The sequence below is a fragment of the Halobaculum sp. CBA1158 genome (assembly GCF_021431925.1).
Lineage (GTDB): Archaea > Halobacteriota > Halobacteria > Halobacteriales > Haloferacaceae > Halobaculum.
Window position 1 is genome coordinate 323,086 of the sequence record NZ_CP090371.1, and the last position, 24,584, is coordinate 347,669.

Annotated in this window: 23 protein-coding genes; 7 read left to right on the plus strand and 16 right to left on the minus strand. The window is 69.8% G+C overall.

Annotated features, from left to right (window positions below):
- Positions 1-212: 212 nt before the first annotated feature.
- The 3 genes from Hbl1158_RS01595 to Hbl1158_RS01605 form a co-directional block, all read right to left on the minus strand.
- Positions 213-1,511: an O-acetylhomoserine aminocarboxypropyltransferase/cysteine synthase family protein gene (locus Hbl1158_RS01595; RefSeq protein ID WP_234298336.1), complete on the minus strand. Its 1,299-nt coding sequence runs from the start codon at positions 1,509-1,511 to the stop codon at positions 213-215.
- Between the two features lie 98 nt (positions 1,512-1,609).
- Positions 1,610-2,923 (minus strand): homoserine O-acetyltransferase, encoded by a 1,314-nt coding sequence (metX, locus tag Hbl1158_RS01600; protein ID WP_234298337.1) that lies wholly within the window; start codon positions 2,921-2,923, stop codon positions 1,610-1,612.
- Positions 2,920-4,257, minus strand: coding sequence for an O-acetylhomoserine aminocarboxypropyltransferase/cysteine synthase family protein (locus Hbl1158_RS01605; protein WP_234298338.1), 1,338 nt, complete (start codon positions 4,255-4,257; stop codon positions 2,920-2,922). The genes metX and Hbl1158_RS01605 overlap by 4 nt, the downstream gene beginning before the upstream one ends.
- A gap of 114 nt (positions 4,258-4,371) precedes the next feature.
- On the opposite strand from Hbl1158_RS01605, the gene Hbl1158_RS01610 reads away from it, so the two are divergent.
- Positions 4,372-5,328, plus strand: coding sequence for an ABC transporter ATP-binding protein (locus tag Hbl1158_RS01610; protein ID WP_234298339.1), 957 nt, complete (start codon positions 4,372-4,374; stop codon positions 5,326-5,328).
- Between the two features lie 145 nt (positions 5,329-5,473).
- Positions 5,474-6,313 carry an ABC transporter permease subunit gene (locus Hbl1158_RS01615; RefSeq protein WP_234298340.1) on the plus strand — a complete coding sequence of 280 codons (840 nt, stop codon included), beginning with the start codon at positions 5,474-5,476 and terminating at the stop codon, positions 6,311-6,313.
- An 83-nt stretch (positions 6,314-6,396) separates the two neighbouring features.
- On the opposite strand, the gene ligA is transcribed toward Hbl1158_RS01615, so the two are convergent.
- From ligA to serB, 3 genes are all read right to left on the minus strand, one after another.
- Positions 6,397-8,541: an NAD-dependent DNA ligase LigA gene (gene ligA / locus Hbl1158_RS01620; RefSeq protein ID WP_234298341.1), complete on the minus strand. Its 2,145-nt coding sequence runs from the start codon at positions 8,539-8,541 to the stop codon at positions 6,397-6,399.
- A 171-nt stretch (positions 8,542-8,712) separates the two neighbouring features.
- Positions 8,713-9,312 (minus strand): archaellin/type IV pilin N-terminal domain-containing protein, encoded by a 600-nt coding sequence (locus Hbl1158_RS01625; protein WP_234298342.1) that lies wholly within the window; start codon positions 9,310-9,312, stop codon positions 8,713-8,715.
- Positions 9,313-9,491: 179 nt separating this feature from the next.
- A complete protein-coding gene (gene serB, locus Hbl1158_RS01630) occupies positions 9,492-10,160 on the minus strand; it encodes a phosphoserine phosphatase SerB (RefSeq protein ID WP_234298343.1) in 669 nt (222 codons plus the stop codon).
- Between the two features lie 318 nt (positions 10,161-10,478).
- Between serB and serA the strand changes: the two genes are divergently transcribed.
- Both serA and Hbl1158_RS01640 read left to right on the plus strand, forming a co-directional pair.
- A complete protein-coding gene (gene serA / locus Hbl1158_RS01635; protein WP_234298344.1) occupies positions 10,479-12,077 on the plus strand; it encodes a phosphoglycerate dehydrogenase in 1,599 nt (532 codons plus the stop codon).
- A gap of 97 nt (positions 12,078-12,174) precedes the next feature.
- Entirely contained in the window at positions 12,175-12,492 is a 318-nt protein-coding gene (locus tag Hbl1158_RS01640; protein ID WP_234298345.1) for a DNA-directed RNA polymerase subunit M, read from the plus strand.
- A gap of 209 nt (positions 12,493-12,701) precedes the next feature.
- Here the strand turns inward: Hbl1158_RS01640 and thrC are convergent, their stop codons facing one another.
- The 3 genes from thrC to Hbl1158_RS01655 form a co-directional block, all read right to left on the minus strand.
- Positions 12,702-13,964: a threonine synthase gene (gene thrC, locus Hbl1158_RS01645; protein WP_234298346.1), complete on the minus strand. Its 1,263-nt coding sequence runs from the start codon at positions 13,962-13,964 to the stop codon at positions 12,702-12,704.
- Positions 13,965-14,060: 96 nt separating this feature from the next.
- Positions 14,061-14,432: a helix-turn-helix domain-containing protein gene (locus tag Hbl1158_RS01650; protein ID WP_234298347.1), complete on the minus strand. Its 372-nt coding sequence runs from the start codon at positions 14,430-14,432 to the stop codon at positions 14,061-14,063.
- A gap of 89 nt (positions 14,433-14,521) precedes the next feature.
- A complete protein-coding gene (locus Hbl1158_RS01655) occupies positions 14,522-14,797 on the minus strand; it encodes a hypothetical protein (protein ID WP_234298348.1) in 276 nt (91 codons plus the stop codon).
- A gap of 58 nt (positions 14,798-14,855) precedes the next feature.
- Here Hbl1158_RS01655 and Hbl1158_RS01660 point away from each other — a divergent pair, with 58 nt between their 5' ends.
- Positions 14,856-15,260: a VOC family protein gene (locus tag Hbl1158_RS01660; protein WP_234298349.1), complete on the plus strand. Its 405-nt coding sequence runs from the start codon at positions 14,856-14,858 to the stop codon at positions 15,258-15,260.
- 161 nt (positions 15,261-15,421) lie between these two features.
- On the opposite strand, the gene Hbl1158_RS01665 is transcribed toward Hbl1158_RS01660, so the two are convergent.
- Positions 15,422-16,135 (minus strand): DUF5828 family protein, encoded by a 714-nt coding sequence (locus Hbl1158_RS01665; protein ID WP_234298350.1) that lies wholly within the window; start codon positions 16,133-16,135, stop codon positions 15,422-15,424.
- A 166-nt stretch (positions 16,136-16,301) separates the two neighbouring features.
- The gene (locus tag Hbl1158_RS01670) at positions 16,302-16,517 is read right to left on the minus strand and encodes a hypothetical protein (RefSeq protein WP_234298351.1); all 216 of its coding nucleotides are present in this window, start codon (positions 16,515-16,517) and stop codon (positions 16,302-16,304) included.
- A gap of 121 nt (positions 16,518-16,638) precedes the next feature.
- Between Hbl1158_RS01670 and Hbl1158_RS01675 the strand changes: the two genes are divergently transcribed.
- Both Hbl1158_RS01675 and Hbl1158_RS01680 read left to right on the plus strand, forming a co-directional pair.
- Positions 16,639-17,013: a cupin domain-containing protein gene (locus Hbl1158_RS01675; RefSeq protein WP_234298352.1), complete on the plus strand. Its 375-nt coding sequence runs from the start codon at positions 16,639-16,641 to the stop codon at positions 17,011-17,013.
- 1 nt (position 17,014) lies between these two features.
- Positions 17,015-17,734 (plus strand): hypothetical protein, encoded by a 720-nt coding sequence (locus tag Hbl1158_RS01680; RefSeq protein ID WP_234298353.1) that lies wholly within the window; start codon positions 17,015-17,017, stop codon positions 17,732-17,734.
- Between the two features lie 52 nt (positions 17,735-17,786).
- On the opposite strand, the gene Hbl1158_RS01685 is transcribed toward Hbl1158_RS01680, so the two are convergent.
- The 5 genes from Hbl1158_RS01685 to hemC form a co-directional block, all read right to left on the minus strand.
- The gene (locus tag Hbl1158_RS01685) at positions 17,787-19,130 is read right to left on the minus strand and encodes a glutamate-1-semialdehyde 2,1-aminomutase (RefSeq protein ID WP_234298354.1); all 1,344 of its coding nucleotides are present in this window, start codon (positions 19,128-19,130) and stop codon (positions 17,787-17,789) included.
- Positions 19,131-19,587: 457 nt separating this feature from the next.
- Positions 19,588-21,315, minus strand: coding sequence for an ammonium transporter (locus Hbl1158_RS01690; RefSeq protein WP_234298355.1), 1,728 nt, complete (start codon positions 21,313-21,315; stop codon positions 19,588-19,590).
- Positions 21,316-21,726: 411 nt separating this feature from the next.
- On the minus strand, positions 21,727-22,563 hold the full coding sequence (locus tag Hbl1158_RS01695) for a uroporphyrinogen-III synthase (protein WP_303647430.1): 837 nt from the start codon (positions 22,561-22,563) through the stop codon (positions 21,727-21,729).
- On the minus strand, positions 22,560-23,411 hold the full coding sequence (cobA, locus tag Hbl1158_RS01700; RefSeq protein ID WP_234298356.1) for a uroporphyrinogen-III C-methyltransferase: 852 nt from the start codon (positions 23,409-23,411) through the stop codon (positions 22,560-22,562). Before cobA ends, Hbl1158_RS01695 begins: the two co-directional genes overlap by 4 nt.
- Positions 23,412-24,548: a hydroxymethylbilane synthase gene (gene hemC / locus Hbl1158_RS01705; RefSeq protein ID WP_234298357.1), complete on the minus strand. Its 1,137-nt coding sequence runs from the start codon at positions 24,546-24,548 to the stop codon at positions 23,412-23,414.
- Positions 24,549-24,584: the final 36 nt, after the last annotated feature.

The window sequence follows — 24,584 nt, forward strand, 5'->3', positions numbered from 1 at the left end:
AGTAAAACGTTGCCGCCGCGGTAGGCGGGGCGACTCCCGACAGGCGAGAGTTCAAGTCGGATGCCGGAACCAGCACCGCCGATGCGACGCTGAGAACTGCCGCCGACGGCGAGGCGGGTGCGCGGTCCGACCGTCGGCGCGAACCGTGCCCCGATCGATCGCGGCGTCGATCGGGGCACACGGACCGCCTGTCAGCCCCTCTCGAGCCGTAGCTACGGCGTCGCCGCGTCGATCGCTCGGTCGAGGTCGGCGACGATGTCCTCGGGGTTCTCGACGCCGACCGACAGCCGGACCATGTCGCCGGTGACGCCCGCAGCTAGTTGCTCCTCCTCGGTGAGCTGCTGGTGGGTCGTCGACGCGGGATGGATCACCAGCGTCTTGGCGTCGCCGACGTTCGCCAGCAGCGACGCCAGTTCCGTGTTCTCGACGGTGTCGCGAGCTGCGTCGTAGCCCTCCTCGAGGCCGAAGGCGATCATCCCGCCGTAGCCGCCGTCGAGGTACTCGGACGCCTCGGCGTGCGTCTCGTGGTCCGGGAGCCCCGGGTACGTCACCCAGTCGACGGCGGGGTGGTCCGCGAGGTGTTCGGCGACGTGCTGGGCGTTCGCGCAGTGGCGGTCCATCCGCATCGGGAGCGACTCCAGTTTCTGCATCGTCGCCCACGCGTCAAACGGGGACTGCGCGCTCCCCAGGTCTCGCAGTCCGCGAGCGATAGCGCCGTAGGTGAGCGCCGCGTCGCCGAAGCGCTCGGCGAAGTTGACGCCGTGGTATGCGGGGTTGTCCGCGCCCAGCTCCGGGAAACGGTCGGCGTGGTCCCCCCACGGGAACGAGCCGCCGTCGACGAGGACGCCGCCGATGGTGGAGCCAGAGCCGTGGATCCACTTGGTCGTCGACTCCCACACGAGGTCCGCGCCGTGCTCGATCGGCCGGCAGAGGTACGGCGTCGCGAACGTGTTGTCGACGAACAGCGGCACGTCGTGCTCGTGGGCGATGTCGGCGATCCGCTCGATGTCGGGCGTCACGAGGGCGGGGTTACCGATCGTCTCCAGGTGAACGTAGGCGGTGTCCTCGTCGATGGCCTCGGCGTACGCATCGTACTCGAGCGTGTCGACGAAGCGCGTCTCGATCCCCCGGCGCTCGACGGTGTGTGTCAGATACGTGTACGTGCCGCCGTACAGCGACGACGACGAGACGATGTTGTCACCCGCCGAGGCGAGCAGGAACGTCGCGAGGTCGAACGACGCCATCCCGGAGCTCGTGGCCACAGCGCCGACGCCGCCCTCCAGCGACGCGAGCCGTTCGCCCAGCCGCGCGACTGTCGGATTGAGCAGTCGGCTGTATATGTACCCCTCCTCCTCCAGCGCGAACAGTCGCGCCGCGTGGTCGGCGTCGTCGAACACGTAGGAGGTCGTCTGGTGGATCGGCGGGGCTCGCGCGCCAGTCGTCGGGTCGGGATCGGCCCCCTCGTGGACGCTCCTCGTCCAAAAGCCGTAGTCCCTGTCGTTTCCGGACATGTCGATCGAACGGTACGGAGGCCAGCACGTAATCGCTACCGGCGACACGGAGTATCGCCGTCGTCACCGACGTACCCGAACGTGTTCCGAGTGGGCGGTCAGCCGGGGAACAGGCTCGCGTGGACCGGCGCACGCTCGGATCCGCTGGTGTCGCCTTCGCTCGAGTCCGGTTCGTCCTCGTCGCGGACGGCCCGCCCCTCGACGCCGTCGGCGAGGAAGTCCCGCAGCGGCGGCCCGACGGACTCGGGCTCGACGAGGAACGCGTCGTGGCCGTGATCCGAGTCGACGACGTGGTGTGCCGTCGGGACGTCCGCGTCGCGGGCGGCGTCAGCGAGCGCGCGCGACTGCTCGACGGTGAAGTGCCAGTCTCCGGTGAACGACATCGCGAGCAACTCGCCCTCGAACGCCGCGAGCGCGTCGGCGTCGGAGCCGTGACCGGCGGCGAGGTCGTACTCGTCCATCGCCCGGGTGAGGTAGAGGTAGCTGTTGGCGTCGAACCGCGCGGTGAACGAGTCGGCGTTGTAGTCGAGATACGACTCGACCTCGCGGTACGGAAAGAACCGCTCCGTGGGGTCCGGTGGCGCGTCGTCGAACGCCCCGCGTCCGGCGGCGCGTCGCCCGAACTTCCGCCCCATCGACGCCTTCGAGAGGTACATCACGTGCCCGATTCGGCGCGCCTGCGCCAGCCCGTCGTCGGGGTCGGGCCGGCTCTCGCCGTAGTAGTCGCCGCCGTTCCAGTCCGGGTCGGTGGTGATGGCGCGCCGGGCGATGGCGTCCAACGAGAGACACTGCGTGTCGAGTCGCGCCGCCGCCGCGACGGCGGCCACGCGGCGAACGTCGTCCGGGTAGCGGGCCGCCCAGTCGAGCGCGTTCATACCGCCGACGCTGCCGCCGACGACGGCGTGCAGGCGGCCGACGCCGAGGCGATCGAGCAGCCGCCGCTGTGCGCGCGTCCAGTCGCCGACGGTCACCGGCGGGAACGCGGTCCCCCACGGTTCGCCGTCCGGCCCCTCGGTGGGCGGACCGGAGGAACCGTAGCAGGAGCCGGGGACGTTCACGCAGACGACGTAGTACTCCGTCGTGTCGATGGCCTTGCCGGGGCCGACCACGTCGTCCCACCACGCGCGGGCCTGGCCGGCGGTCTGGACGCCGGTGCCGGCCTCGTCTCCGGTACCATCGCTGTCTCCGTCGTCGTCGCCCTCGGCGTCGGCTCCGGTTTCGTCAGCTGTCACCGGCTCGTGATCCTCGCTCCGTAGTGCGTTCGAGACGTGCTGGCTCCCGGTGAGGGCGTGGCAGACCAACACCGCGTTGTCGCCGTCGAACTCGCCGTACGCCTCGTACGCGAGCCGGACGTCCTCGACGGATTCGCCGCACTCGAACCGGAACTCGCCGACCGACTCGACGGCCGTCATCGCGTCGCCTCCGCGATGGCCCGGTCCAGGTCCGCGACGATGTCGCCGGGGTCCTCGATGCCGACCGACAGACGCAGCAGGTCGGGACTGACGCCCGCTGCCGCCTGTTCCTCCTCGGAGAGCTGTGCGTGGGTCGTGCTCGCCGGGTGGATGATCAGCGAGCGTGCGTCCCCGATGTTCGCGAGGAACGACACCAACTCCACCTCCTCGCAGACGCGCTTGCCGGCGGTGAAGCCGTCGTCCAGTCCGAACACGACCATACCGCCGAACCCGTCGAGGTAGCGGGCGGCCTCGTCGTGGGTCGGGTGCTCCTCGAAGCCCGGATACGTCACCCACGCCACCTCGGGGTGGTCGCGGAGGTGCTCGGCGACGATCCGGGCGTTCTCGCAGTGTTTCTCCATCCGGATCGGGAGCGTGGAGAGCCCCTGAAGGGTCTGCCAGGCGTCGAACGGTGACTGCGGGTTCCCGAGCGTCCGAACGCCGCGGTGGCGCGCGACCTGCGCGAACGCTCGCTCGCCGAAGCGCCGGGTGAAATCGATGTCGAATGCGGGATTCTCTCCCGACAGTTCGGGGTAGTCGGCGTCCGGGTGGTCCCACGGAAAGGTCCCGCCGTCGACGAGGACGCCGCCGACGGTGGTGCCCGCGCCGTGGATCCACTTGGTCGTCGAGTCCCAGACGATGTCGGCCCCGTGCTCGATCGGATTGCACAGCGCCGGCGTGCCGAAGGTGTTGTCGACGACGACCGGGACCGCGTGCTCGTGGGCGATGTCGGCGATCCGCTCGAACTCCGGCGTGACGAGCGACGGGTTCGCCAGCGTCTCGACGTGGACGAAGGCGGTGTCATCGCCCACGGCGTCGGCGTACGCCTCCGGATCGGTCGTCTCCACGGTCTGCAGGTCGACGCCCCGTCGCGAGGCCATGTGCGCGAGGTAGGCGCTCGTCCCGCCGTACATGTCGGCGCTGGCGACGACGGTCTCGCCGCTGCGCGCGAGCAGGCTCGTCGCTGTGTCGATGGCGGCCATCCCGGACGCCGTGGCGACGGCGTCGACGCCGCCCTCCAGGTCCGCGAGCCGCTTCTCCAGCACCCGCGTCGTGGGGTTGGAGATGCGACTGTACACGTCCCCCTCGCGGTCGAGGGCGTACAGGTCGGCGGCGGTGTCGGCGTCGGGGAACGAGTAGGAGGTCGTCTGGTAGATGGGGGGCGCTCGCGCGCCAGTCGCGGGGTCTCCGTCCCACCCCGCGTGTAACGCCCGAGTGCGCGTCCCGCGACCGCCCGACCGGCTCCCGTCGGCCGACCGCGGCGCGCCCGTCTCGGCGTCGGCGTCGTCGGTCATGTACTACGAGCATATTTCTATAAACAGTTATGCACGCCAGTTACGGCAACGTTCGCCGGATGGCGGGACGACTCCCAAAGTCTAAAGCGGAGACCGGCAGAAGCGGGCGATATCATGGCCGCCATCGAGTTGGAGGGAGTCACGAAGCGGTACGGCGACGTAACCGCGGTTCGCGACCTCGATCTCACGGTCGAGGAGGGCGAGGTGTTCGGCTTCCTCGGCCCCAACGGGGCGGGCAAGTCGACGACGATCAACATGCTGCTCGATTTCGTTCGGCCCACGAGCGGCACCGTCCGGGTGCTCTCGCGGGACGCGCAGGCCGAGTCGGTAGCGGTCCGCCGGAACACGGGCGTCCTCCCCGAGGGATACGACGTGTACGAGCGGCTCACCGGCCGCCAGCACATCGAATTCGCCATGCGCTCGAAGGAACTCGACGGCGACGTGGACGCGGTCCTCGAGCGCGTCGGCATCGCCGACGCGGGGGACCGTCGCGCCGGCGGCTACTCGAAGGGGATGCGCCAGCGGCTCGTGCTCGGGATGGCGCTCGTCGGGGATCCCGACATCCTGATCCTCGACGAGCCCTCTTCGGGGCTGGACCCCACGGGAGCAAAGGAGATGCGGGAGATCGTGCGTGCCGAGGCCGAGCGCGGCGCGACGGTGTTCTTCTCCAGCCACGTGCTCGGACAGGTCGAGGCCGTCTGCGACCGCGTCGGTATCATGCGCGAGGGCGAACTCGTCGCGGAGGACTCCATCGAGGGGCTGCGCGAGGCCGTCGGCGGCGAGGCGCAGCTCGTCGTCACCGTCGACGCCGCGAGCGAGGCGGACCTGGAGGGCGTCCGCGCGCTCTCGGGCGTCTCCTCGGCGGCGACCGACGGCGGCACCGTCACCGTCTCGTGTGAAAGCGACGCGAAGACGGAGGTGATCGGGGCCTTAGAGGACGCCGGCGTCACGGTGAAGGACTTCTCGACGGAGGAGGCCAGCTTGGAGGACCTGTTCCTCACCTACGCCGGGGACGGCGAGGCGGTGGAGACCACCGACGCCGACGCCGCGAACACGGAGGTGGCCGAATGAGCTTCGGGAGACGGTCCCGCTCGTTCGCGTCGCTCACGGCTCACTCCCCTCCCCATTCGCCGCCGAGGTCTCACGCCGTTCGACCTCGCACCGCTCGCTTCGCGGGCTGCGACTCCCGTGCTCACGCTCACCAGGGGTGGTTCGCGTGAGTCTGGAGGCGGTCGCGCGCAAGGACTTCCAGGACGCGGTGCGGTCGCGGTGGGTGATGGTGCTGGCGGCGCTGTTCTCGCTGCTGCTGTCGGTCGCTGTGTACCTGATCCCGCGGGACGCATCGACGACGGCGCTGTTCAACAACCTCGTGGTGCGGGACCTGTTCGTTACGCTGCTGGTGCCGCTCATCGGCGTCGTCATCGCGTACAACTCGGTCGTCGGCGAGCGCTCGACGGGCTCGATCAAGCTCCTGTTGGCGCTGCCGCACTCGCGGGCGGACGTGGTGTTCGGGAAGGTACTCGGCCGCGCGGGGGCGCTGGGCGTTCCGGTCGCGATCAGCTTCGCCCTCCCGGCGCTGATCGCGCTGGTGACGCCGCTGTCGCTGGAGTTGGGGACGTACCTCGGCTACCTGCTGTTCACGGTCCTGCTCGGCACGGCGTTCGTCGCGCTGGCGGTCGGCTTCTCGGCGGCCGTCGACTCCCAGCGCATCGCCGTCGCCGGGCCGGTCGTCGTCTTCCTCCTGTCGGGGCCGATCTGGAGCGTCGTCCAGTTCCCGGTCCAGTTGTACCTCGCGGGGCAGACGCTTCCGGGCTGGCTCCCGATCGACTCGGCCGGGGTCTACCGGCTCCTGCGGCTGGTCAACCCCATCGAGTCGTTCAAGATCCTCACCGTCGAGTTCGTCAACGGGTTCCTGTTCACGGCCGGGCAGGCCGGCGCGGACGCCGCCGGCAGCTACACGGTCTCCACCGAGATCGCGGCGCTGGCGATGCTCGCGGCGTGGGCGCTCGTCCCGCCGCTGATCGGTCTGTGGCGGTTCGAGGACGCCGACCTGTGAGTCGCTGACCGGGCTCGGTTCCCGATCGCTCCGGTCGCCGAGGTGGTGGCGTGGTTGCGACCGCGCCGCACCTCCGCCGGTCCTTACTCCTCGTCTCCCGGTGGCCACTCGATCCCGTGATCCGCGAGGAGGGTCGCGAACTCGTCCTCGTCGATCTTGGGCACGTCGTTCGCCTCGGCGTCCGCGCGCTTGCTCGCCCCCGGACGCTCGCCGACCACGAGGTAGTCGGTGTTCCCCGACACCGACGAGGTCGCGCTCGCGCCGTGAGCCTCCACGAGGTCCTGCGCCTCGCTACGGGCGGTCGAAAGGGAGCCGGTGAACACGAACGTCAGCCCCTCGAGCGCGTCGCCGGTCTCCGTGTCGTCGGACCGCGGGTCGACGTACTCCAGGAGGTCGTCGATGACGCGGGCGTTCTGCTCGGTCTCGAAGAAGTCGCGGACGGTCCGCGCGACCGTCTCGCCGATGTCGTCGACCTCCCGGAGTTCGGCCTCCGTGGCGTTCCGCACGGCCTCGAACGTCCGGAAGTGGCGCGCGAGGCTCCGTGCGGTCGCCTCGCCCACCTCGTGAATACCCAGCGCCGCGAGGAAGTCCGCCAGTTCGGGCTCGGTGCTGGCTTCCACCTCGCGGATCAGGTTCTCGGCGCTCGTCTCGCCCCAGCCCTCCAACTCGGCCAGTTCCTCGCGGCGGTCGGGGAGGCGGTACAGGTCCGGAATCGTCTCCACGAGTCCGGTCTCCCGGAGCTGTTCGACCGACTCCTCGCCGAGCCCCTCGATGTCGAGGCCGCCGCGGCTGGCGTAGTGGACGACCGCGCGCTCGGCCTGTGCGGGGCACGCGAGGCCGTTCGGACAGAACGCCAGCGGCCCGTCGCGCTCCACGTCGCTCCCGCAGGCGGGGCACTCCTCGGGGAACGCGAAGGTCCCCTCGCCGCCGTGCTCGACCACCGACGCGACCTGCGGGATCACGTCGCCGGCGCGCTTCACGCGTACCTCGTCGCCGACGCCGACCCCGAGCGACGCGATCTCGTCGGGATTGTGTAGTGTGGCTCTGGAGACCGTCACGCCGCCCACGTCGACCGGGTCGAGCAGGGCGACCGGCGTCAGGCGGCCGGTGCGGCCCACCTGCACCACGATGTCCTCCACCGTCGTCACCTCGTGGCGCGCGGGGAACTTGTACGCGAACGCCCAGCGGTACGACCGGGATTTGGTCCCGAGCTCCTCGCGCCTCGCGCGGTCGTTCACCTTGATCACGACGCCGTCGATCTCGTAGTTCAGGTCCGATCGCGCCTCGAGCAGGCGATCGCGGTAGTCGATGGCGTCCTCGATGTCCTCGGCCAGCTCCGCTTGATCGTTGACGTGCAGACCGAACGAGCCCAGCGCGTCAAGCTCACCGAGGTGGGTCTCGGGGGGGCTCCGGGCGTCCGGGTCGCCGTCCAGCTCCCACCCGAGCACGTCGTAGAAGAAGCAGTCCAGCGGCCGCTCGGCGACGGCGTCGATGTCGAGCTGTCGGAGGGTGCCGGCGGCGGCGTTTCGGGGGTTCGCGAACGGCTCCTTGCCCGCCTCGACGCGCTCGCGGTTGTGCGCCTGGAACGCGTCGCGGGGGATGAACACCTCGCCGCGGACCGCGAGCGTCGCCGGCGGGTCGCCCGCCAGCCGCTCGGGAACGGAGCCGATCGTCCGCACCTGCTCGGTCACGTCGTCGCCCTCGCGACCGTCGCCCCGGGTCGCCGCCTGGACGTACCGGCCGTCCTCGTACACCACCTCGACGGAGAGGCCGTCGAACTTCGGCTCGCAGGAGTACTCGAGGTCTCCGTCCCCGTTCAGTTCGCGGCGCACGCGCTCGTCGAACTCGCGCACGTCGTCGGCCTCGCCCGACTGGTCGATCGACAGCATCGGCGCGGCGTGGGAGACGGTGTCCAACTCCTCCAGCGTCCCGCCGCCGACGCGTCGCGTGGGGGAGTCGGCGTCGTCCAGGTCGAACGCGTCCTCCAGCGACTCCAGTCGGGCGAACAGCGCGTCGTACGCGCGGTCGGCGATCAGCGGGTCGTTCTGTGCGTAGTAGCGGTAGTCGTGTTCGCGGATCGCCGCCCGGAGCAGCTCGGCCTCCGCGGCGGCGTCGGCGTCGTCCAGGTCTTCGACCGACGCGAAGTCGGTGTCGGGCTCCGTCAGGTAGGGGTTGGCCGGATCGGCGTAGCGGAGGTCGTCGGGGTCGACCTCTGCGGGCGTACTCATCGTCGGCGCTTGGACCGCGGCTCGCGTCAATCCATCGGAGCCGAGCGGCGTCGCCGGCGCGGTGGGCGCTCGGTGCTGCCGTGAGCGGGGCGGTTAGTGCCGCCGCTGTGAGCCGTCGGCTCGTCGGCGCATCGGCGACGCGAAAAGGAACGTGGCCGCGAGTCGTCCGTCTTACAGCTCGACGGCGCTCTTCTGGTCCAGCGACTGCGGGACCGTGAAGCGGATCTCGGTGGTCGCGCCGGCCATCGTGTTGATCTTGATCGTCACTTCCTCACCCTCGCCGAGGTTCGAAGGGGCGTTGGGCTCGGTCGTTCCGGCCAGCCTGAACTCGATGTTGAAGCGGTCGTCGGGGTCGTTGAGGACGGTATTCGAGTCGTCCGTGTTCTTCACTTGGTGGGTGTAGAACCGCCAGTCGCCGCTATCGGCCGCGGTCTCGTACACCAGCGTTTCGGTGCCGTCCGGTCCGATCCAGTTGATCGTGGCGTTCTGGAGGTCGATCTCGCCGGCACCCGGTGCCTGCGTGACCGTCACGTTCACTTTGCTGATCTCACCGTTACTGACGGTACCGACGGTGACGACTTCCTGGAGGCGGTCGCTGACCTGTTTACTGCTCTGTTGTCCCGTTTCCTGTGACTTGGACTGGAGGAAGCCGGCGGTGTTGATCAGGACGCCGGCGGCGATCGCCGCCACCAGCACCATCGCGATGAATACGATGAGCGTCCCGATCCCCACTTGCCCGCGCTCCTCCTCCTCGGTGATGAACTCGAACATTGGTCGATAGGTCTCCTCTCGGAGCTATCCACTCCTTCCGGGAGGTCGTATTTCAATACACCTCTCAAAAATTCGATATCGATAATCGCCGTGGGGGCATCGAGGAGTCGACGTGGACACGGTAGCCGCACACCGGTCGCGAGAGCGATCCGTTCCCGGGACCGGTCGGTCGCGTGCCGTTACGATCCGTCGTGGTCGCTCGCGTCGGCGACGAGGACGCCCTCGTTCTCGAACAGCCTCCCGAGATCGGCCATCGACTCGACGATCACGTCGCAGGCGGGCTCGACCGCCGGCTTCGGCTCGTAACCGACCGACAGTCCCGCGACCTCCAGCATCGGGAGGTCGTTCGCGCCGTCGCCGACGGCGACCGTCCGCGTCATCGGGACGCTCTGCTCGCCCGCGACGCGTTCCAGTTGCTCGTCTTTCGTGCCCTCGACGAGCGGTCCGTCGACCGCGCCGGTGAGGCGACCGCCCTCGATCGGCAGTCGATTGGCGACGATCTCGTCGACCTCCGTCCCGGTCCTCTCCAACGCCGCGGCGACGCCGCGCTCGAAGCCGCCGGTGAAGATCGCGACGTAGTGTCCGCGCTCGCGCAGGCGATCGATCACGCCGGCGGCACCCTCGCGCAGCGTCACCTCGCCGTAGGCCGCCTCGGCCTCCTCCTCCTCCAGGTGTTCGAGGAGTCGAGCGCGCTTCCGGAGGCTCTCGGCGTAGCTGAGCTCGTCGTTCATCGCCCGGGCGGTGATGTCGGCCATCTCGTCGGCGACGCCGCATCGCTCGCCCAGCAGCACCGTCATCTCAGAGTCCGAGAGCGTCCCGTCGAAGTCGAACGCCACGAGTCGCGTCATGGCTCACGGTTCGGCGGCGACGGCTTCAACTCCCCGACTCGGGCGAGTGCTCCGCATTGATATCCCCCCGCGTCGACCGTCGTCGCCGGCTGGTCGTCGCCCGCCGGTCGGCGTCGCCGACGGCGACCGACCGGCGTGACCGCGAGGCGGACGCTCGCTGATGCCGGTCACGACGACTGAGAGTCCGTGAGATAGTCCATGAACGTGATCGTTCCAGTCGAAATAGTGGGGTTCGATATCCAGGAACGTGGGTGATATCGGCGGGCGAGTTCCGCCGAGGTGGAAAGCCTTTACCACGCGCCGAAACTCCGGTCGCGCATGAAGGTACTCGTCACGGACCCCGTCGCGGACGCGGGGATCGAGACCCTGCGAGACGCCGGGCACGAGGTCGTCACGGACTACGAGTCGGAGGGCGACGCGCTGCTGGAGGCGGTCGCGGACGCGAACGCGCTCGTCGTCCGCTCGGGCACCGAGGTGACCGCCGAGGTGTTCGAGGCCGCCCCCGATCTGGTCATCGTCGGCCGCGCGGGCATCGGCGTCGACAACATCGACATCGAGGCCGCGACCGACCACGGCGTCGTCGTCGCGAACGCCCCGGAGGGGAACGTCCGCGCGGCAGCCGAGCACACGGTCGCGATGACGTTCGCCGCCGCTCGCTCGATCCCGCAGGCGCACGGTCGCCTGAAGGACGGCGAGTGGGCGAAGGGCGACTACCTCGGTCGCGAGGTGAACAACAAGACGCTCGGCATCGTCGGCCTCGGGCGCGTCGGCCAGGAGGTCGCGAAGCGCCTCGACTCGCTGGGCATGGATCTGGTCGTCTACGACCCGTACATCAACGAGGAGCGCGCCGCCCAGTTCGGTGCCGAGCTCGTCGACGACCTGACCGACTGCCTCGCCCGCGCGGACTTCGTCACCATCCACACGCCGCTGCTTCCCGAGACCGAAGGCATGATCGGCGCGGAGGAGCTGGAGGCGATGGGCGACGCCTATCTCATCAACTGCGCGCGCGGCGGCATCGTCGACGAGGACGCGCTCGCTGCGGCCGTCGAGAACGGTCCGGTCGCCGGCGCGGCGCTGGACGTGTTCGCCGAGGAGCCGCTCGCGGCGGACTCGCCGCTGCTCGACGTGGACGACATCATCGTCACGCCCCACCTCGGCGCGAGCACGGAGGCCGCACAGGAGAACGTCGCCGTCGACACCGCAAAGCAGGTGCTTGCGGCGTTCGCCGACGAGCCGGTCGTCAACGCCCTCAACGCCCCCTCGGTCGACGAGTCGGCGTTCCCCCGCATCGAGCCGTATCTCGACGTGGCCGACACCGCAGGCAAGATCGCCGCCCAGTTGCTCGGCGAACGCATCTCGGGCGTCGAGGTCCACTACGAGGGCGACATCGCGAACGAGGACGTGGACCTGGTCACCGCAAGCGCCCTGAAGGGCGTGTTCTCGCCCCTTGAGTACGAAGTGAACGCCGTCAACGCCCCCCAACTCGCGGAGGACCGCGGGATCGAGGTGACCGAGAGCAAGACCCGCCAGGCCGAGGACTTCCAGAGCCTCGTGACGGTGACCGTGAAGGACGGCGACGCGGAGATGTCCGTCTGCGGGACGCTCTTCGCGGGCGAGGACCCCCGGATCGTCCGCATCGACGGCTACCGCGTCGACGCCCGTCCCTACGGTCACATGCTCGTCGCGCGCAACCGCGACGAACCGGGCGTCATCGGGCTCATCGGCACCGTCCTCGGCGACGCCGGGGTCAACATCGCCGGGATGTTCAACGCCCGCGAGACCATCGGCGGCGAGGCGCTCACCGTGTACAACCTCGACGACCGACTCCCAGACGACGCCGTCGGCCGACTCCTTGAGGACGACCGGATCATCTCGGTCGACCGGATCGTCCTCGACGACGGCGAGACCGAGCGCTGACTCGCGCGCGGAGTGGTTGTTGAGGCGGCGGCGACGCGTCGATGCGCACGGATCGGAAGTTAACAGATATATTCGCAGTCGCGTATTCCCACTCAACATGCAGTTCTGCGACGAGTGCGGTTCGATGATGCACACGGAGGGCAATACGTGGGTGTGTCGCTCCTGTGGGAACGAGGAGCGACGGGACTCGCAAGCCGAAGCGGCGATGGCACTCCAGGACGGGCAGCAGGACGACGGGGCACCCGCCGTGGCCGACGCGACTCGGGACTCCACCGAGACGATGCGGGAGCCCTGTCCGGCGGACGACTGCGACAGCGACCGGGCCGACTACGAGATGATACCGAAGCCGGGCGGCTCCTACGAGGTCCGGCTGTTCACCTGCGTCGAGTGCGGCCACAAGTGGCGCGAGTCCTGACACCTCCGTAACCCAGATCGCTCGATCCGCGGGGTCACCGAGCGGGTGGTCCACCGGATACGCGTGAACCGACGGGGTCGTCGTGTCGAACCGATCCTCCCTGGCACGCGCCCGGAGCCGTTCGAACGAGTCGACGAGGATGAGCGTTCGACGACGGTCGAGGACCTCGACGGAATCGAGAAAACGATCCACCGTCGGGTGCTGGCCGCTTACTCCGCGCCGATGTGTTTCAGCACCGCCTCGGTCGAGTTCGCCACCGGCTCAGGGTCGCCACCGGCCTCGTAGGCGGCGTCGGGGTCCTTCAGCAGGTGGCCGGTCGTGAGACAGACCACGTCCTCGTCGGCGTCGACGCGGCCCTCCTCGCGAAGCTTTCGCAGGCCGGCGACCGAGGCGGCGGAGGCGGGCTCGACGCCGACGCCCTCGCGAGCCAGGTCGCGCTGGGCCTCGGTGATCGCCTCGTCGTCGACGGCGACGGCGGTGCCGCCCGTCCCGCGGATGCCGGGCAGCGCCTTCGGCGCGTTCACCGGGTTCCCGATACGGATGGCGGTCGCGCGCGTCTCGACGGATTCCCACCGACGGATCTCGTCGTTCCCCTCCTCGACGGCCTCCACCATCGGGGCGGCACCGGCGGCCTGGACGCCGGTCAGTCTCGGCACCTCGTCGGCGTCCATCGCGCCGGCGGCGACGAGTTCGCGGAACGCCTTGAACAGCGCCGCGGTGTTGCCCGCGTTGCCGACGGGGAGGACGATCCGGTCGGGGAACGTGCCGTAGTCGTCGCGGAACTCCTCGAGGATCTCGAAGCCGATCGTCTTCTGCCCCTCGAGGCGGAAGGGGTTCAGGGAGTTGAGGAGGTACACCTCGCCGCGGCTCGCGAGGTCCTGCACGATGTCGAGGCAGGCGTCGAAGTTGCCGTCGACCTCCAAGATTCGGGCGTCGTGGAGGCTCGCCTGCGCGACCTTGCCGGCGGCGACCTTGCCGGCCGGGAGCAGCACGAGCGTCTCCATGCCCGCGCGGGCACCGTAGGCCGCGAGAGCGGCGGAGGTGTTGCCGGTGGAGGCGCACGCGAGGCGGTCGACGCCCAGCTCCTCGGCGACGCGGACGCCCACGGTCATCCCGCGGTCCTTGAACGAGCCCGTCGGGTTCATCCCCTCGTGTTTCACCCGCAGGCGGTTCACGCCGACGTCCTCGCGCAGACGGGGGACCTCGTGGAGGGGGGTGTGGCCCTCGGGCAGGGAGACTCCCTCCTCGAAGGGGAGCCCGGCCGAATACCGCCAGACGCCCTCGCCCTCGAAGTCGTCCCACGTCGGCGGGTCGGCGTAGCGCACCTCCAGCAGGCCGTCGCAGTCGTCGCAGGTGAAGCGGACGGCCTCGAAGGGGGCGAACTGGTCGCCGCAGGCGATACACTCCAGCCAGACGCCGTCGTCGGCGACCGACGGGGCAGTCTGCGCCGGCGCGTCGAGAGAGAGGCTCATGGGGGACGGTCGACCTCGCGGGCTAAAAGTCGGCCGTTCGGGGCGGGTAGTGCCGCGCCGCCGGCGGGACGGACGAGCGTTCTCGTCCGCGCGGCGTTACTGTCCGCCGAACTCGTCGATCACGTCGTGGACGTGCTCGGCCCACTCGTCGAGCGCGCCGTGGAGCAACTCCTTCGCCTCCGGCAGCGGCGTCGCGGTGTACTGGTACACGTAGCCGCCGGGGTCGAGCAGCCGCCGCTCGCGCTCGGCGAGCCCCTTCTCGAGCAGGGTGGTCAGCGACCGGTTCACGTTCGACCGGTCGCGGTCGAGTTCCCCCGCCAACTCCTCGACCGTGCTTCCGGGGTTGTCGAGCAGGTGGAGGTACGTCCGGCTCTCGTGTTCCTGAATGCCGAACACGCACGCCATCACGTGCCCGAATCCGGGGTCGTCCGTGCCGATGAGATCCTCCATGTCCGGCGCGTCGCTCATAGGTCGTGGCTCGGCCGCTCCGTGAATAAAGCCCGCGTTCTGGCGACCCTCGCCCGACCGGCGGGGACGGATCGCCCGCTCGGACGGAGTCAGGTCTCGCCGTCGGTGTCGGCGACGGCTCCGCCGTCCCCGTCGTCGCGGGCGTACCCCATCTTCTCGATGCACGCGATCATGCCCTCGGTGTCGGCGTGCTTGTGCAGTCGCGTCGGCGTGTCGCAGTAGTACGTCTCCCCGTCGTGGCGGAGGGTGAGGGTCCGCTCGCTCCCGAACAGGTCGGCGGTGACGACGACCCGGCGTCCCTCGCCGAGGGCGTCCATGATCTCCTCGGCGGTGAGTTCGCCGGCGTCGACCTCCAGCGGTGACATGGCAACGGCTTCGACGGCCGCCGGTATCTTTCTTGCCTCCGAGCCCCGATCGGCGACCGTGCAGGTCCGAGCCATCGACCACGTGAACCTCCGGATCCCCGCCGACGGCCTCGACGACGCCCGCGCGTTCTACGCCGACGGTCTCGGCCTCGAACTCGAGGGCGTCGAGCGGTTCGAGTCGGGCGACAAGCCGTTCTTCGACGTGCGACTCTCCCCCGCGCACGTGATCCACCTGTGGCCCACGGAGTCGTTCGAACCGCCGACGGCGACGAACTACGACCACGTCGCGCTCGTGGTCGACGAGTCCGTGGAGACGGTGATCGACCGACTGGACGACGCCGGTATCGGCGTGGAGAAGCGTCTCGACGCCCCGCTGGGGGCGACCGGCGAGGCGGCCGCGGTGTACGTCCGCGATCCGTTCGGCTATCGCGTCGAGTTGAAAGAGCCCGTCGAGCCGGCCTGAGCCCCGCCCGGGACGACCGACGGAGTCGGCGGACGGAGCCGCCTCAGTTCGTCGTCGACCTTCTCCAGCCCGAAGACAAACGACTCGGCGGACGGAGCCGCCTCAGTTCGTCGTCGGCCTTCTCCAGCCCGAAGACAAACGACTCGGCGGACGGAGCCGCCTCAGTTCGTCGTCGGGCTGGACTCCCCTTCGGTCCCCTCTTCGACCGTCTCCGCGGGCGGCTCCGCGCCCTCGGCCGCCTCGGCCGCCTCGACCTCCTTGGGCGTGTCGACGTGCCATCGGTCCACGTCGTCCTCGTACTCGGCCAGTCGCCCGGACACCTCCTCTTTCAGGTCGTCGTCGTTGACGTTCACCTCGAAGACGAACTCCGGACCCCCCTCGCCGCGCGTGGACTTCTGGATGTTCGCGGAGACGAGCTCGTTGTCGAAGTAGTACGGCGCGATCTGGGTCATCACGTTCCGATAGACCGTGTTCTCGAACTTTCGAAACGCCTTCCGCCCGGCGGAGTCGGCCGCGCGAGCGACGTGGTCGATGGAGTCCCTCCAGGAGTCGAGCGCGCCGTCGTTGTCGCCGTTCTCGACGCGCTCGTACGACTCGCTCAGCTTCTCGCCCGCCGTCTGGAGGTCGTCCTCGGGAGTCTTGCCCTCCCGTTCTCCCTCGCCCTCGGCGACGCTGGCCTGGTCGGCCGTCTTCTCGTTGACGTCGTCGCCGAGGCGCTCGTGGGCCTTCGGCCGCCACTCGTCCCACGCCTCGAAGGCGTCGCGGTCGACGTCCGGTGCCCCGGCCTCGTGGAGCGCGCGAGTGATGCGCTCGCCGTGTTCGACGATGTCGCCCCACTCGCCCCGGAGTTTGAAGCCGGAGATGCTCTCTTCCATGCGGTTGGCGACCGCCTACGCCCCGGAGCGGTATAAACAGTTCTCCACCGTCACACGACCGTCCGACGCCGCCGGTTCGATCGTTCTCTCACCGCCGACCGCGGTCGCGAGGCGGTCGCTGACCGTCGATCAGGGACCACGAGCGTCCCGACCGACGCGCGACCGATCAGCGCCTGCCGTAGGTGAGTCGATCCGCGACCCCGTCGAGCCTGTCGACGACCCCGCCGAGCCACGCGCCCGGCGAGGCCCGCTTGAGTTGATCGTCGTCGACCTCGATCCGGTCGTCGCCGAAGCGGTCGCGGTCCGCCTCGCCGTCCTCGGTCGCGTCGACCACCGTCGTCATCGAGCACCGGCCGCACGTTTCACGATCGCCGAATCCCATGACACCGAACGACACGGACGGAGAGCGAATAAATCCACGGCTCGTCGGACGGGCGCGATCGCGTTCCCGACGACGCGTCCGCGGACGACGGGCTTTTCACGGCCGTGGGCAACCCCGGGGTATGGGATACCACGTCGTGGACCCCGAGGAACTGGAGACGGTCCCCGATCGGCCCTGCGAACTCCGTCGGGTGAGCGAGGTCGCGGGGTTCGAGGAGATGGCGGCCAATTGGTTCCGGGCGGAGCCGGGCGAGGAACTCCCGCTCGCGTACCACTACCACGACGACCAGGAGGAACTGTTCTACGTCGTCGCGGGGACGCTTCACGTGGAGACGCCCGAGGAGACGTTCGAGGTGCCCGAGGGGTCGCTGTTCGCCGTCGAGCCCGAGAGTCCACAGCTGGCGTACAACCCCGAGGACGCAGACGAGCCGGTCGTCGCGCTCGCGATCGGCGCGCCCGCCGTCGACGACGTTCACGCGTACGACCCGGAGGAATGAGATGCACGGACGCGAGCGCGGCGACCGATTACTGACCGACGGCGGCGGCGTGGACCCCGACTCGGCCGCGGCCGTCGACGCCGACGGGACGCCCTACCGGACGGACGAGCACGGTCGGATCCTCGACGGCGACGCCTACGAGGACGTGCCGACGTGGGACGACGAGTACCTCGACCGCGTGAGCGACCGGCTCATGTTCAACTACGACCTCGGGCGCGACGAGCGCGTCCGCGGCGAGCGCTTCGACCTCTCCGGGCTTATGCGGATCGAGTCACAGAAGCAGTTCTTTCACCCGACGCTGGGGTACGCGGACCACCACAGCGACGAGTACCTGTTCGCCCGCCGGCAGTCGTCGGTGACCGTCGAGGAGCTACGGCGACTGGTCGAGTTGGGTCACGCGCTGGCAGACGAGCGCGTCGACGCCCACGAGGAGCACTACGGCACCGACTTCTCGTTCGTTCTCGTCGCCCCGGAGATCCCCGAGGCCGTGCGCGAGTTCGTCGTCGACTTCCGCGAGCGACAGCTGCTGAAGTACGGCTACTACGGCCACTACGAGGTCAACCTCGGCGTCGTCGCCCCCGACCGCGAGGAGGCCGTCGCCAGCCGCGAGGCCGACGTGGTGTCGGCGTTCGCGCTGTGGGACGACGTGCCCGAGCGCCGGTCTCAGCGCGGCTACCTCACGCGGCTCTACCGAGCCGCCCGCGAGCGACTCGTCGGGTGAGGTCGCCGCCCGAGACGGTATCGTTGTCCGCCTCCGGCGACTTTTCGTCCGCCTACAGCGCCTCCTTGTACGCCTCCAGGGTCTCGTCGACGTCGGCGTCGGTGTGGGCGTAGGAGACGAACTGCGACTCGAACTGGTTGGCCGTGAGCCAGATCCCCCGTTCTTTCATCTCCTGCCAGAACACGCGCTCCCAGCGCTCGGTCGCCGCCCGCGCCGTGTCCGCGCCGGTCTTCGGACACGTGTCGAACCGCGAGCACGACTCGCGCTGACGACAGCCGCCGCCGCAGTGGTTCTCGAAGCCGTCGGGTATCTCGCGGGTGAACACCGTCTTGAACATCGAATCGGTGCCGACGACGGTGTACTCGGGTGCCTGGTCCTCACAGATGTCTTGGATCCCCGACCGCAGCCGATCGCCCAGGCGGTTCACGTGGTCGTACACGTCGTGCTCGGCGGCGTACTTCAGGTACTCGTGGCCCGCCGCCATCGTCACCGGGTGCCCCGAGAAGGTGCCCGACTGGAACACGTCGCCGCCGGGCGTGAACTGCTCGATTATCTCGGCGCGCCCGCCGATCGCGCCCACGGGGAAGCCGCCGCCGATGATCTTTCCGAAGGTGGTGATATCGGGCGTGACGCCGAACTTCCCTTGGGCACACTGGAGGCCGCCGACGCGGAAGCCGGTGATCACCTCGTCGAAGACCAGCAGCGACCCGTGATCGTCACACAGCTCCCGAAGGGTCTCGTGGTAGCCGTCGACGGGCATGACGATGCCCATGTTCGCCAGGATCGGCTCGGTCAGCACCGCCGCGATGTCGTCGCCGTGCTCCTCGAACACCTCGTGGATCGCCGCCTCGTCGTTGAACGGGACCGCGACCGTGTGCTCGGCGAACTCCTCGGGGATGCCCGGAGAGGAGGGCTGGGTGTGTGAGGGGTCGTCGCCGGCCTCGACGAGCGTCGACTCCTGTGCGCCGTGGTAGCCGCCCTGCATGACCACGATCGTATCGCGCCCGGTGTACGCCCGCGCCAGCCGGACCGCGGAGACGGTCGCCTCCGTCCCGGAGTTGACGAACCGCAGCATCTCGACGCTGGGGACGTGGCGGGCGACGAACTCGGCGTGTTCGACTTCGATCTCGGTGGGGCCGCCGTACATCGGTCCCTGGCTGGTGTGGCGCTGGACGGCGGACTGGACCGGCTCCGGGGCGTCGTGGCCGTACAGCAGCGGACCGTAGCCCATCACGTAGTCGAGGTAGCGGTTGCCGTCGGCGTCGATCACGTGTGCGCCGTCGCCCCGCTCGACGACGAACGGGTACGGTCGGGTCGCGCGAACCGAGGAGTTCACCCCGCCCGCCAACACCGAGAGGGCGCGGTCGTACAGCTCCCGCGAACGGTCGTGGTTCATGTCGTTCCCTTCGGCCGTGACGCCGAAAGTAGTTACTGGGTCACGGCGGGCGGCGGCGGGGCGGCGTCGCCGTCGGCGGTGAGTCGTCGATGTCGCTGTCGGCGGTGGGTCATCGATGTCGCCGTCGGCGGTGTGTCGCTGAGAAGCCGGCGGCAAGTGACGCACCACGACGGCCTGGCGGAGCCGTCGCGGGGTAGCCGGACGCGTCACTCGGCAGGCGGCTACGGCGGCCGCGGGGGCGGTGACACGGAACGTGACACGGTGGCTGTCTCGCGCGGAGAGCGTTCTCGCACCAGTACCAGTGGTTCTCTCCGTCGCGGGGCCCCCGACGGCCGCGTCCGCGCCGCGTGCGGAGCGGGCCGGTCGGTTCGACCGACCGTCGGGCGGTCGGTGGACGATGCGTCGTGGTTCGCTCGTGAGTCGATCCGTCGCGATTCGATCAGCGGAGGGGACGCGCTCAGACCGCGCTCGGTCCCTCCTCGCCGGTACGGATCTGGTAGGCGTTCTCGACGGGGAGGACGAACACCTTCCCGTCGCCCTTCTCGCCGGTCTGTGCGGCCTCGCTGATCGCCTCGGCCACGTCGCCGGCGGGGATGTCCGCGACGACGCACTCGATCTTCACCTTCTGGTGGAGGTCGACCGTGTACTCCTCGCCGCGCCATTGACCCTTCTTGGCGGGCTGGCTGCCGCGACCGGAGACGTTCGTCACCGTCAGCGACGGCGCGCCGATCTCCGCGAGGCCGGTCTTGACGTCCGAGAGCTTGTCCGGACGGATGAAGGCGGTCACCATCTTGATGCCGCCGTCGTTCGGTTCGCCGCCGTCGGCGCGGACGATGCCGTTCTCGTCCTCGACGAGGCCGCCGTCGGTGACGGTGTCGGGCTTGCCGAACTCGGGGTAGGTGTCGACGCCGTGCTCGGAGACGTCGAGGCCGTCACGCTCGTGTTCGGGCGAGACGCGGGCCTGATCCATGGACTTGAACAGGCTGAACACCGCGCCGGTCGCCAGGATGGTCCACGCCGCGATGACGACGATCCCAACCACCTGCGCGGCCAGTAGGCTCGCGCTGAACCCGTCGACGTGGAAGAACGGGAGCAGGAGCGCGCCGACGACGCCGGCCGAGCCGTGGACGGGGAAGACGGCACACACGTCGTCGATCTTCAGGCGCTTCTCGACGAACTCGAAGACGAAGGGAAGCTGCGCCCCGGCGACGAGGCCGGAGATGATGCCGCCGTACCAGACGACGACGTTCGCGGAGGCGGTCACGCCGACCAGGCCCGCGAGCAGCCCGTTCGCGACGTACAGCGTGTCGACCTTGCCGGATTTGTACATCGCTGCCAGCCCGGCACCGACGGCCCCCGCGGCCATACCAAGCGTGGTGTTCAGCGCGACGCGGCCGACGTAGTCGAACGCACCGAGTACGAGCGAGCCGTCCTGAACCGCGAACACCGTCGCGGCCGTACCGACGTTGAAGCCGTACCAGCCGAACGCGAGGATCAGCGTCCCCAGCGCCGCGAACGTCATCGAGTGGCCGGGGATGACGTTGGTCGAGCCGTCGGAGTTGTAGCGGTCCATCCGCGGGCCGATGACGTACGCCGCGGTGAGGCCGGCGATACCGCCCATCCCGTGGACGATCATGCCGCCCGCGAAGTCCGCGAAGGCGACCCCGCCGAGCGCGTCGGCGATGAACCCGTTCGGCGCGCCGTCGTTGACCGCTAACAGCCCACCGCCCCAGGTGAAGCCGGTGACCACGGGGTAGATAACCGCGGCCAGCAGGATCGTGTAGCCGACGTACGCGCGGAGCTTCGCACGCCCGGCCACCGCACCGGAGACGATCGTCGCGGCGGTCATGGCGAACACCGCGCCGAACAGCCAGCCGACCCAGTCGTTGACCGCGTTGGTCGTCATCGTGGCGTAGAGGTCGGCGACCGTGATACTCCCGCTGCTCGTCAGCGTGCCGACGACCGTCGAGAAGCCCGCACCGACGATGAAGAAGGCGAGGACCCCGACGCTCCACGTCAGGAGGTTCTTCGTCAGCTGGTTGGCGACGTTCTTCGAGCGCACCTGCCCGGCCTCCAGCATCGCGAAGCCGGCGTGCATGAAGAAGATGAGGAAGGTGACCACCAGCACCCACATCAGGTTGATCCCCTCCGCTAGGACCGCGGGGTCGACCTGGAGGAGACTCATTCGTCCACCTCAGTCGAGTCGCGTTTGTTCACCGATTTCGCGTATTCCGTGTCGTTCTGGTACATATCTACGAGAGAGGACCTGATTTGGAAGCACATAAACCCTTGAGTTGACAATAGTGAATTATGAAGGGTATATTCCGATGCTCGTCCGATATAACGGTGCATATAGGCTATATAAGGTTGTAATGCGGTCGCATGCTCGGCAAGTGTTGCGTTCGGTGTTGACGGCCATAGTGTAAAAAAATTGACATGCAAACACGAGATCGGCTCGAAACCGGGCGTACGGCTCGCGCGCGCCGGGGTGGTCGCTCTGCGACACGGGCGACGAGAGAGGCGTCGACGACCGAGAGCCGCCAGAAGCCGAAACGGACGAGCGATCCGAAACGAACGGGTGGTCCGTCCTCGGCGATCAGGCGTCCAACTCGGCGACGACGGCCTCGGCCAGGGCGACGAACGTCGCCTCCGCGGGAACCACGTCGACCGCGAGCCCGTGGGACCCGGCGGTCTCGCGAGTCGGATGGCCGATGCACCCGACGACGGCGTCGTCCAGCCCCGCCAGCGCCGCCTCGCGGACGCCGCGCTCCTCGGCGGCCTCCAGGAAGTGTTCGACCGTGAGCGAGGAGGTGAAACACGCCCCGTCGAGGTCGCCGGCGGCGGCCGCCTCGGCGGAGTTCCCGCTCCCCTCGGGGCGGATCAACTCGTACAGCACAGTCTCGTGGACGGTCGCGCCGGCCTCGCGCAGCCCCTCTAGCAGGACGGGGCTGCCGTGATCCGAGCGGGCGACCTCCACCCGTCGGCCGTCGACGCCGGCGTCCGCGAGCGCCGTGACCAGCCCGGTCGAGGAGAACTCCTCCGGGACGAGGTCGACGCGCCACCCCGCGCTTTCGGCGGCCTCGGCGGTCGAGGAACCGATACAGGCGATCGACGGTCGATCATCGTCGCGCCGCTCGTCCTCGCCGCCGTCGCCCGCGGTGTCGTCCGGGGCCCAGCCGGCGTCGTCGACGAGTTCGACGCCGGTCTTCGAGGTGAACACGACCCAGTCGGCCCCCTCGGGCGTCGCGCCCGTCGGGCGGATCGCGAGCATCGGGTCCGGCACGGCTTCGACGCCGAGGTCGGCGAGCGTTTCCACCGCCCCGGTCAGTCGCTCGTCGTCCGGGCGGAACACCGCGACGCGGGGGCGGCCGTCGGCGTCGCCCGCGGCGTCACTCTCGTCGTCGCGACCGCCGTCGTCCTCTCGGTCGCTCACTCGCGGTCACCTCCCTCGTCGACCCGGTCGGCGTCGCCCGCGGTCGCGCCGGCGTCGCCGCGCCCCCGGAGAAACTCGACCACCCGGTCGCGCGCGCCGGCGACCTCGCCGATCACCGTGATGGCGGGCGGTTCGATCCCCGCCCCGTCGCGCACGTCGACGGCGTCCGCGAGCGTCCCGGTCGCGACGCGCATGTCCGGCCACGTGCCGCGCTCGACGAGCGCGACGGGCGTCGCGGGGTCCATCCCGGCGTCGAGCAGTTCCCCGGTGTACAGCGGCAGCTTTCCGACGCCCATCAGCACGACGATGGTGCCGCCGGTGGCCGCCAGCGCGTCCCAGTCCACGGCGGACTCCGCTTTCGTCGGGTCCTCGTGGCCCGTGACGAACGAGACCGAGGAGGCGTGGTCGCGGTGGGTCACCGGGATGCCCGCGACGCCCGGGGCGGCGATGGGCGAGGTGACGCCCGGCACGACCTCGAACGGGACGCCCCGGGCGGCGAGGTGCTCGGCCTCCTCGCCGCCGCGACCGAAGACGAACGGGTCGCCTCCCTTGAGACGGACGACGTGTTCGCCCGCCTCCGCCAGTTCGACAAGCCGGTCGTTGGTGTACTCCTGGCTGGTGCGGTCGCCGCCGGCGCGCTTGCCAACGTCCTCGCGCTTCTCAGCCGGGATCGAGTCGAGGATCTCCGGACCCGGGAGCTTGTCGTGGAGGACCACGTCCGCCTCCTCGAGCAGTCGTCGGGCCTTCACGGTGAGCAGCTCCGGGTCGCCGGGACCGGAGCCGACCAGCGAGACGAAGCCGCCCGCGCGGTCGATCTCGTCGCCGGCGGCGTCGCCGTCGTGCGTCATCTACTCGTCGCCCTCCTCGACGCGCTTGGCGGTCTCGGTCTCGGCGGACCGCTTCGCGGCCGCGATGAGGTCGGCCGCGCCCTGCTCGCGGAGCGCGTCGGCGAACTCGGCGGCGGCCTCGCGGTAGGTGCGAAGCGGGAGGTCGCGGATCGCCGCGACCTGGGTGTCGCCGTCGGCCGACAGCACTCGAACGCGCGTGCTGACGTGCTCGCCTTGGACGAGCGCGTTGACGCCGATCGGCGCGATGCAGCCGCCGCCCAGCTCGGCGAGGACGGTGCGCTCGACGCTGGTGGCGACGCGGGTCGGCTCGTGGTCCATCGCCGACCGGATCGTCTCGATCACGTCGGGGTCGTTCGCGGTGACCGCGACCGCGCCCTGGCCGGGCGCTGGGACGTGGTCCGCGCGGTCGAGCCGTTCGACCGCGTACTCGTCGCGGTAGAACAGGTCCGACCGACGTAGGCCGGCCTCCGCCAGCACGATCGCGTCGTACTCGTGCTCGAGGTCGTGCTCGAGCGCGCGGCGCTGGAAGTCGGTGAGGTCGTCGAACCACTCCTCGACGGTTCGCTCGTACTCGTCGTCGGTCTCGCGGAACTCCGCCGCCTCCGCCGCGCTGTCGGCCTCGGCCTCGATGCGACGCTCGTGTTCGGCCTGCAACTCGGGCGCGATGAGCTTCTGGATCCGCGTGTCGACGTTGCCGCGGAGCGGACGGACCTCCAGGTCCGGACGCTCGGCGAGCACCTGCGCCTTCCGGCGCAGCGAGGAGGTGCCGACGACCGAGCCGCGCGGGAGGTCCGCGAGGTCCCCGCCGTCGCGGGTGACGAGCGCGTCGCCGGCGGGCGCGCGCTCGCCGACGGCGGCGACGACGAGCCCCTCGGGCATCTCGGTGGGCATGTCCTTCAGCGAGTGGACCGCGGCGTCGACCCCGCCCGACAGCACCTCCTCGTCGAGCGCGCGCACGAACGCCCCCGTGCGCCCCAGTTCGGTAATGAGCGCTTCGTCGAGCTCGTCGCCGCGCGTCTCGACCTCGACCAGCTCCACGTCGCGGCGGCGCGTCGAGAGCTCGTCTCGGACGCCAGCCGCCTGTCGGAGCGCGAGGTCGGAGCCGCGGGTGGCGAGCCGCAGCGTCCCGGATGTCATACCCGAAACTCCGGTGCCACCGGGGAAAACGGGTTC